The sequence below is a fragment of the Chryseobacterium sp. HMWF035 genome (assembly GCF_003094695.1).
Lineage (GTDB): Bacteria > Bacteroidota > Bacteroidia > Flavobacteriales > Weeksellaceae > Chryseobacterium > Chryseobacterium gambrini.
In genome coordinates, this window is record NZ_QEHP01000140.1 from 5,733 (window position 1) to 15,543 (window position 9,811).

Annotated in this window: 4 protein-coding genes; all 4 read right to left on the reverse strand. The window is 30.6% G+C overall.

Features of this window, described 5'->3' with window-relative positions; all coding sequences use genetic code 11:
- A partial coding sequence (locus DD829_RS22010; RefSeq protein WP_262497981.1) for an alpha-2-macroglobulin family protein occupies positions 1-3,771 on the reverse strand: 3,771 nt, incomplete at its 3' end.
- A gap of 79 nt (positions 3,772-3,850) precedes the next feature.
- Positions 3,851-5,806, reverse strand: a complete 1,956-nt coding sequence (locus tag DD829_RS22015) for a leucine-rich repeat domain-containing protein (RefSeq protein ID WP_116548148.1) — start codon at positions 5,804-5,806, stop codon at positions 3,851-3,853.
- An 842-nt stretch (positions 5,807-6,648) separates the two neighbouring features.
- The gene (locus tag DD829_RS22020; protein WP_116548149.1) at positions 6,649-7,593 is read right to left on the reverse strand and encodes a hypothetical protein; all 945 of its coding nucleotides are present in this window, start codon (positions 7,591-7,593) and stop codon (positions 6,649-6,651) included.
- Positions 7,583-9,811 (reverse strand): hypothetical protein (locus DD829_RS23890; protein WP_165814893.1); only part of this gene is annotated, 2,229 nt, incomplete at its 5' end. The genes DD829_RS22020 and DD829_RS23890, both read right to left, overlap by 11 nt.

Here is a 9,811-nt window from a genome sequence, read left to right on the forward strand (position 1 = left end):
GGCTGAATTTCCGTTTTCATTCAGATCAAAGTTCTGAGTGCCTGAATTTAACCCGAACTGAGACGAAATATCTTCATTCGTGAAGGCATCCAGAATCTGTAAACCTGCCGAACCGTTTAATTTTTTGCTCGTTAAGTTCGATAGTTTGGACTGGAGATTCAGTTCATCACCTTCTCTCAAAAATCTCGGATAGTTTGGCGTTACCGAAAATTCTTTCTGCGTTACGACTTCTTTTTCCAGTGTTCCTGCTTTTGCGTCTTTCGTATGCGCCAAAAACATCAGCTTCCATTTTGTCAGTGCTTCAGGAGAAGTGAATTCAAAGCTTACATTGCCTTCGGAATCGGTTCTCAGATCCGGGTAGAAAAACGCGGTTTCGTTTAGGTTTTGGCGCACGGGAACTTGGGGTAAATCGCTGTGGGTTTCTCCAACAGAAATTCCCCTTTCTTTTTCATCGCCTTTCGCAATTTTATAATGTAATTTTGGTCCTTCAAGTTCATTCAAAACTGCATCTTCGGAATATCCACATGCTCCGCCCACAAACGTTAACCCTTCAGGAATATCTCCATCATACCAATTGAAGCATGGCGGTTCTATTGAAAAAGATCTTATATAAGGAACCTCTTTTGAAGCAAATCTCGCACTAAGATTATATTTAACTTTGTAAGACATTACCGCATAATACGGAACATAATACCTTTTCCATTCAAAAGTATTTATAGAAAACTGATCTAAAGATCTGTCATACATTGTTGTCAAGACTTCTGCTGTCAAGCTGAGCGCAGTCGAAGCCTTTTTATTATTTTCTGTGATTTTGACTGTCCATTTTTCTTTAGAGCCCGATTCAATCTTATCTCTGAAAACTATTGTTTCGATAGTAAGAGGATTTTCGTTTTCTTTTATTTTAAGAGTAATCTCACTATGCTGTACTTCATTGTAAGCAATGATCTGAAACTGAACATTAATTTCTGAAATATTTTTATTTTTAGGAACTTCTACAATATAGTCTAAAACGCCATTTTTTAATTGCTTTATTTCAGCTATGGTGTTTCCCAGACAGTCCTGTAGAAAGATATATACCAAAGCATCCGGAATTGCAGAATATATGTAGATATTGGCTTTTTCACCCCTTAAAAATTCCTTCTTTGGATCTACAACATTCAGAAATACCTTTTCTTCTTTTAAGGAATTTTTATCCCAAACATTAAAGCGCTGAGATGTTTCGATCAGTTCTTCATTCTGACTATCATAAAGTTTCAACTCATATCTCCCGACTTCTAATTTTCCTAAATCTAAATTGGCTGCCAATTGTTGGTTATCTGTTTTTGGATCATAGATTTTATCGAGAATCACTTTTTCTATTTGTCCCTCTTCCTCATATTCGTCCTCATCAAAATAGTCATGCGGAAACTTGGCTATAAACTCTTCTTTAGAAAATTGTGATAAATTCTGAATTTTATCTTCAAACTTCTTTCTAAAAATCCTGTCTGGCGACTTCAGTTTGGAAAGTTTTACATGATATGGCTTTTCAACATCCTGATTATTATAATTTTTTGTTTCAACTTTAATTTTTACATTTTCGTCTGTAAAAGCATCTTTAATTTCTTCGGCTTTGATGTAATAAGGAACTGAAGCCACATTTATTTCAACAGAAGCCGACTGTGTTTCTCCATTGATATCCGTAACAGACGCTTCAATTTTAAAGCAGTCTACCTGAACATCTTTTAAATATGTATTTTCTTCAAAAGTTACAGAAATCGTGAATTCTCCGTTCTCATCGGTTTTCACCTTTCCCAGTATAGAATTTCCATAGTAACCGTAACTTTTTTTATAACGGCTGAAGAATTTCCAGCGGATATCATTCTCTGTAATTTCATAGTTTACAACTATATTACGGAGGGGAACACCTGAAAATGATATTGCTTTTCCATTGAGTTCTAGCGTCTGTCCATATTGATATTCTCCCTTTACTGGCTCAAAAGTAATCTCAAATTTCGGTCTTTTATATTCCTCTACAAGAAAAGTATGAAAACAGTCTGCTCCGTCCTCAATCATTAAAGCAAAGGTTCCGTTTAGTTTTCCTTTAGGGAGAACAAAGCTTCCGTGATAAGATCCGAATTCATTGGTCGTAAATTCCTGTGTAGAAATTTCCTCTTCGTTTCCATTAGTTAAAGCTATTTTTTGTTTTAATCCTGCAACAACCGATTCCTTTTCGTTTTCTATTTTAGTATTAATTACCTTAAAATAAACGGTCTGTCCCGGTCGGTAAATCGCCCGGTCGGTAAAAATCTGCGGTATCGTTTTATTAAGGATATCTCTTTTTTGCTCTTCTGAAAATTTTCTCCCCCATACATCCAGAATTTGAAAATCATTAGTTTTTGGATGATGGACAAGATATTTTCTATATGAATTATTTGCATCTGACGGAATTTTAAAAACACCTAAATCATCTGTTTTTGCATTCAGTTTTACCAAATCCTGATCTCGAAGATATTCGAAAAAAACAATTTCCTCGTTAGGAATCGGTGTTCCATTTTCACTGTTTACCAACCTGAATGATTCCGGAAAATCATTTGCATCTTTATGATGATAAATTATTTTATAATCGGATACTGTGAAAAAATAGTTTTTGACTGAATTGCTTTCAGCTAAATCTTTTGAAGAAAATTCTGCAACATATAATCCCGGTGGTAAAGGTTTAATCTCCAGAGAAGTTTTCATCTCTTCATAAATTTCACAGTGAGGAAGTGTATAATGTTCTTTTCTTATGAGTATTTTTTCAATTTCATGGTAAAATTTTTCTTCTGAACGATAATCTTCTGTATACTTAATAAAAGATTTAAACCCGCCTTTCACTTCATAAATATTCAGAATAAAATCAGAAGTATTACGATATTCTGCCACTATATGAATCGGCTTATTGCTTTGTATCTGTTTTTCGAAATTCAGTCCCAATTCAGGGCAGGTCATTAAATCTTCTTTATATTGAATTTCCTTTAAAAACGGGGAATTGGGAAACTGTTTTTTTGCCTGATCTGCAATTTCAAGAGCTTCTCTGGATTTATCATCATTCCTGTATATTGTCATGATGTCCCGCATCATTAAAACTTTGTAATCTCCGTCAATATCAGATTTCAGAATAGTTTGCAACTGTTGCAGTTTATTCAATTCTTTATCTAACGAACAGAGATAGAGCAATTTTTCGTGCATAAAATACAACTTCGAATTGCCCTCATTTTCATTAATCAATACATCGTAGATTGCAAGAATCTTATTTTCATTTTCTTTCAGTTCGTTCTTCGTAAAAAACCCACCATCTAAAAGAAAATTAATTTTTCTCATTAAATGCCAGTCCTGCAAAGTTCTATAATAAGCAATATCTTCCTCATAACCTCTGAAAAGCGGACTGTATTTTTCAATTGAAATTTTTTTAAGAGATTCTTTTCTCAGGTCGTTTTTTCTGAAACTTTCGGATATATAGTTTTTATAGTCGAGTACAGTCCATGTTTCAATTTGAGACAGATCCTGAGAATTTATATTGGTAAGATCTTCTCCTGAAAAACTTGCGTTGAAATAATCAAGAGCAAAAGTACTGACGAGAATTTCGTACAGTGTTTTTTCCTCTCCTTGTAAGGACTCTCCCGAATCATGCACTTTCTGCAGAAAATGGGAAATTCTATTATTTTCGTTATCTTCAAAATAGCGAGCATAATGTATGCCTGCAAATTCATTTCTAAGAGAAATTATAAGCTGTACCACGTTGGCTTCCATCATATTATGTTTTTAATATTTTTATCGTTATTTAAGAATTTAAAATTAATCTGAATAATGAAAATGGAGAATCGTTTTCGTTTTAAATCCCAAATTCATCTTCTTTCCAAATCCGTAAATTTATAGTCGGTAATCCGCAGTAAATGGCAATTTCCGGACGATCCAATTGCTTTTCAAGATTTAATTCGTAATTCTTTACCAGCAAATTGACTTCCCTTAAATTAGGTAAAGTATTCAGCACCTTTACGTCTGTAACTTTTGTTTGGTATAAATCCAAGCGCTCTAATTTTTTTAATGCTTCTAATCCTGAAATATCATTTACCTCATAGCTTTCCAATAATGTTAACCATTTCAAATTGGGAAATTTCCAGATTTCTTTCAGATCAATTTTATTCTGAAGAGAAGATAAATCTAGTTTTTCAAGGGATGGCAAGGTTTCAAACGAAGAAAAATCTTTAATTCTGCTATTGTCCAAATCCAACACTTTTAGCTTTTTCAAGTTTTTCAGTTGCAGTTTCTTAACTCCCTTTAGTCTCAGAAATTCTAAATTCGGAAAGTGACTCAAATCTTTAATGTGAGTATCATAAGCGGAAAAGCTCAATCTTTTTAAGGACTTCATAGTTGGAAGCGTTTTCAAATCAAATTTTCTATCATTGACTATTTGCAATGATTTTAGACGTTTCAGATTTTCAAATCCAGTAAATTTTACTCTTGAATTAAAAATTAAAAACTCCAGCTTTTTCAGATGTCCCAAATCGAAAATATGCTTTGTTTTTGCTATGCTAATATCCAGCTTTCTCAATTTTTTCAACTTCATAATAGATCTTCCCGTTTTTGCAGAAATTTCATAACCCAATTTTAAGGTTTCCAGTGAAGTAAATTGTCCGATGGGATAATCTGGAGCTTTTTTATCCATTTCTTCGTCTTCATAAAAATCCAGACTCTTCAGCTGATCTTTTAACGGAAGTAATTTTGAGAAATTTTTTATCTCTTTACTCTCTCTTGAGAAGCAACTTGATTCAAAACTTTTCAAATTAACGAAAGATCTGAAATAGTTATGTTTTTTAATCCCAGAATCTCTCATCTTCACTTTTTGAATCTGATTAGCAATAGGCAGAAAAGCATCTACATAAAATTCAGATTTATCAAATGAAAGAGTTTTAACCATTTCAAACTTTTCAAGATCTTTTACTTTTTTCACCTTAAAATAGGTAAAGCTTAATTCATTAATATAATTTCTGAGCGATACTGCATTTTTTAAACGAAATGGTTTTTCCGCCTTAATGAAATGACAGGTAATTTCTTTATTGAAAGGGTTTTCAAATTGACTTTCATCTTTAACAAGTGTATTTGTATCAATTTGAATCTTTTTAAGCTTTTCAAATTCAGAAATCCCTTTAAAGTTTCCTATTTTACAATTTTCAAAATCAATTCTTCCTACAGATTTTTTAAATGGTATAAAAGAAATATCTTCAAACTTGGAGTTGAAAATATGGATCATGTAGATTGATTTCTCTTTTACCTTGGTAGGGTTACAAGTAAAAGTTATACTGTCGAGATGTAATGAATAAAGCCCTTTTATATTATTGATTTCCTGAATATTATCAATATGACAATTATTAATAAAAAGATGCTTATATCCTTTACCGGATGACGATATATGAAAACTGTTAAAACAACCTGCATCAAAGGTCATATTTGAAAATCGGATTTCATAAGGAAATCCTCTGGTTACATTACACTCATTGTTTCTGAAAGTCACATTATCCAGAATGAAACTGGAACAACTTTCTATTTTTAACAATTCGGAAAAATTGGCAATGGTACAGTTGGTAAGTTTTACTTTTGTTACTTTAACGAGATACGGTAAAAACTTTGAAAAATCCTCAATATCTACGTCTTGGAGGTGTAAATATTGAAGTAAATTATATTTTAGGTAGTCTTCCGGTTTTATTCCTAAGATTTCTTCGATTTTCTGCGTTTCTTCATCCAGAACAGTTGATCTATTTATTTGATTTTCTACATTTTCAGTACTCATCGTTTACATGTTTTTATGGTTATTATTTAAATGAAAAATTTTTCTATTCAGCTGTTAAGAAGTTTTTAATAATGGTCTCACACATCTGCTTCAGCAATTGTATCAATCTCAAATTTCAATAAAAAGATCTCAGGTCGATTTAATCTTTAGAACTTTTTCAGCTCAATAGAACTCTGCAAATAAAGCACAAAAGACATTAACAACAAAACGGAAAAAGAAAATTTGACAACTATGATTCTGCAATGATCCGAATGATCTAAGAATTTTAAATTTCAAGCATAAAAAAACCTTCAAAATAAATTTGAAGGTTTTTTTTAGCGGAGAGTGAGGGATTTTGTACCCATTCCTCATCGCTTTATGGATAAGATTTTCGCTGTAGCATCTCTGTGAATGGCCTCAAATAGGACATTTGCAAAAAAGTGGTAAAATCCTAATTTAAATTTTACGTAATAAAACTAAAAATTTCTGCTCGAATCTGCAAGTAAAAAGGCTAAAATTTGAATAAGTTTTTAGTCCAAACCAAGAATTTAATCCTTCTCTTTGCGCCCAAAATTTCTCAGTTGAAATATTTCTAAAAGAAAGCGAAGAAAAAAAACCAAAAAAAGAAAAAAAGAAAGCCTTTTGAAAATGAGCGTGGTATTCTGTCAAGGTTTTTTGGAAAAAGTTTTTTCGTAGATTTTTATACGTAAAAAGTTTTTCTGAAAATCCGGAGGACTTGATCTTGACAGAATTTAGGTGGCGCATTAAGGAGCGATTTATCTTTGGCTTCTCTTTTTATTTTTTGTGTAATGATATTTTCAATGATTCCAATTCTTTAATTTTATTTTCTTTGGAATGATATACTACAAATTTAGCAATTGAATCATTTTAACTAAATCAAAAGACTCTTCTTCTATCCACATTTCGTTTTGGATTAAATCGTTGATAAGAATTAGTTCTTTTTTTGAAAAATTTTCTAAAGACAATCCAGATAATACTTTTGATAAATCCCAATGGCTGTGGTGATAATCTATATGTGTGGTTACTTTTTTATGTGGTTCATTGGGATATAAAAGAGAAATGTCTTTATTCCTAGTTTTAAGTTTTGCTTTTATTCTTGAATAAATTTGTAGTCCTGCTAAATCCCAATCACAAGAATAATAAATAGGTTTAGACAGTTCTAATTCATCAATGTCGTCAATTATTTTTATATTATTTCCTCCAACGTACCATAATTTAACTTCAGTATTTTTAACTATCCAACGTTGCTTTAAAAATGACTTATTTTCACATAACACAATTGCTTTAGGGTTAGGATAATCAACAACAATCCTCCATTGGTTTTCTTTTTTGTCTAAAGCAAATTCTGTAATATCTAAAATCTTAAATACAGCATTTCTGATACTTGCCTTATTCTTCAAATATTTAGAAGTATCAAAAAATTCATTTGAAAAATCTTCAATATTGGTAGGATTATTTTTTAACTCTGTTTTGTTCTCAGCTATAAGCATTAAAGTTTTTACATCTTCAAGCGTAAAGCTTTTTTTAGCACTAGGTTCAATATCATTTTCTATAAGAAATTTTTTAGCTTCATCATATTGTAATTTAAATGTTTCTTCGTAGAATTCAATAAAATCATCGTTAGAAATAATAACTTTAACATTATCCAGTTTTCTATCGAGAATACATTTTTCTTCTAAAAGATATTTTATATAAGGATGATCTTGAATATTTGCTTTGGTCTTTTTTAAATGGTATAAATCATCAAGTGCCTTTAATTCTTTCCAAGTAATATTTTTATTCATCATCAGACCTTGTATTTATATATTCATCAATATCTTGAAAAATTTCATTTGCAAAGATTCCGAGCGGGGGAACATAAGTATCAATACTCGCCATATTATTTTCATTCATAATATAAATATATTGTCCATCATCAGTAATTTCACCTGCTGTTTCTATTGCCATTGTAAGTATCTGATATTGTTCTTTTTTTGCCAATTCGTGTAACATATCATAGTTACTTCCTAAACCTTCTGCTTCATCTATTGGCATTATTTTTAATCCTTTTCTACCTTTTTCTTCAATTAAAGATAATCTTGCTAGACATAACAAAGCATTAGCAGCATAAGTTTGCCCGTTACTTCCCGAATTAATTTCATCATTGTCAAGTTTTAAATCAAATTCTAAATCGAAATACGATTTAGGATTCATTAAGTCCTCAGGTTCAACTTTAGTACTTCCCCCAAGCTGCTGAAAAGCCTTTATCATCATTTTATTGATGTCTATTTCTTCCCGAAGCTCACTGAATAAACCTGTATTGTTTATTTGAGTATTTAATTGTTTTCTGAAATTTCCAAGCCAGCTATCGGGATAATAAATTGATTTTTTTGAGGTTAATGATGCTCTATTTCCTCCTGTAATGACTTTATTTTTCTTCTTTAAATAAGTATCAATTTCATTTATTTTTGTAAGGTAGTTGGTGTAAACTTTGTATACCTCATTAAAAATACTGCCTAATATTTCAATTTTTCTTGAACCAATTTCCTGTATATCTTGTGTAAGTTTACTTAATCTATCTGCAATATTAGATGAAATTAAGTCCTCATCAACTACTGGTGTCTGGAAAACAGTCGGGAGTACTAAATTAGCTAACTTTCCGATGGAAATAGATTCATCATATGGCAAATTCACTTCTTCAAGTATTTTCTTAACTGCAACTTCATAATCAATTTTTGATCGGTCTGCTTTATTTTTTAAAGAGTTGAAACCTCCGATTTCAGGGTTAGCAAACTCTTGAATATTTTTATCATACAGAAGTTTATGTTTAAACAGTTGTTCAGCTATTTGTGTTGTTTCACCTAGTTCCTGATCAGATATACTTATTGTATTTTCCTTTTGTTGGATGTCGTCATCGATGTCCCGACACACTTTTTCCAATTCATACTTGCATATTAATAAATTCTGATTAATAAAATATTTTTCATTCAATAAGGTTTCATCGAAAACAAATTTATTTGTTAGTTCTTGTAATTCGTTTTGTTGGATAACCAATTCTTTATTCTCAAGTCTGATTTGCTCTTCGACAAACTCTATTTCAATATTTTCTTTATTACTAAATAAATCTTTTTCTAGTTTTTGAACTCTTTTATTACATTCTTCTATAACTGTTTTTTTACTCAAAAAATCTTCATATTCTTTTTGAATCAAATTGAATTGAACTAAAATAGTTTCTTTATCATTATAAAATTGAATAAACTGTTCAAATTTACTTTCGGAAATATCTAAACTTTCTTCAATATTGAAAGAACCAAGTTCCTCTTTTCTTTTGTATAAATCTATGTTTTCCAAAAGATTATTAAACTTAAATAATATTTCTTTATACTTCTCCTTATTGCTTTTTTCTTTAACTAATGTAGTTAATTTCTTTCCGACTCCTTCCTTGATTTTAGATAATGGTTTTATGAGGGATTCTGCACTATCAACGTTCAAAAGTTGATTTGGTGAATATGGAATATATTCATATACTCCATCGAGATTTAACCAAAATCCATGACTATCATTTTTATCTTTTATTTTAAAATCTATATTTTCAAATAATTCTTCCGGAAACGGAATATATCTATTAGCATTTTGTTCTAAAGGTTTTGCTTTACCATATTTTTGAAAATAGATTAAGATACTTTCTATTGTATGAGATATGGGAAAATTCAGATTTTCAGTAGCCCATCTTACTAGAGATTCTGGATTATTTAAATCCGAGAATTTTGATAATGATTCAAGTTCGATTATTTCTTTTTCAAGTATTTCAATTTCTAAAGGGAAATTTTCACTTGCTTTTTCAAAGTCAATCAGCCAATTTGAGGAATCAAAATCATTAATAAGACTATTGTTTTTGAGGTAATTAATAAAAGCTAATAAATTCCTTTTATTCTCATTTTCCTTAGTTTGAAATATATACCACTCTTTAACTTTATCTAACTGATTGTCATTTAATGTCAACCAATTATCAACTGTTTCTACAGA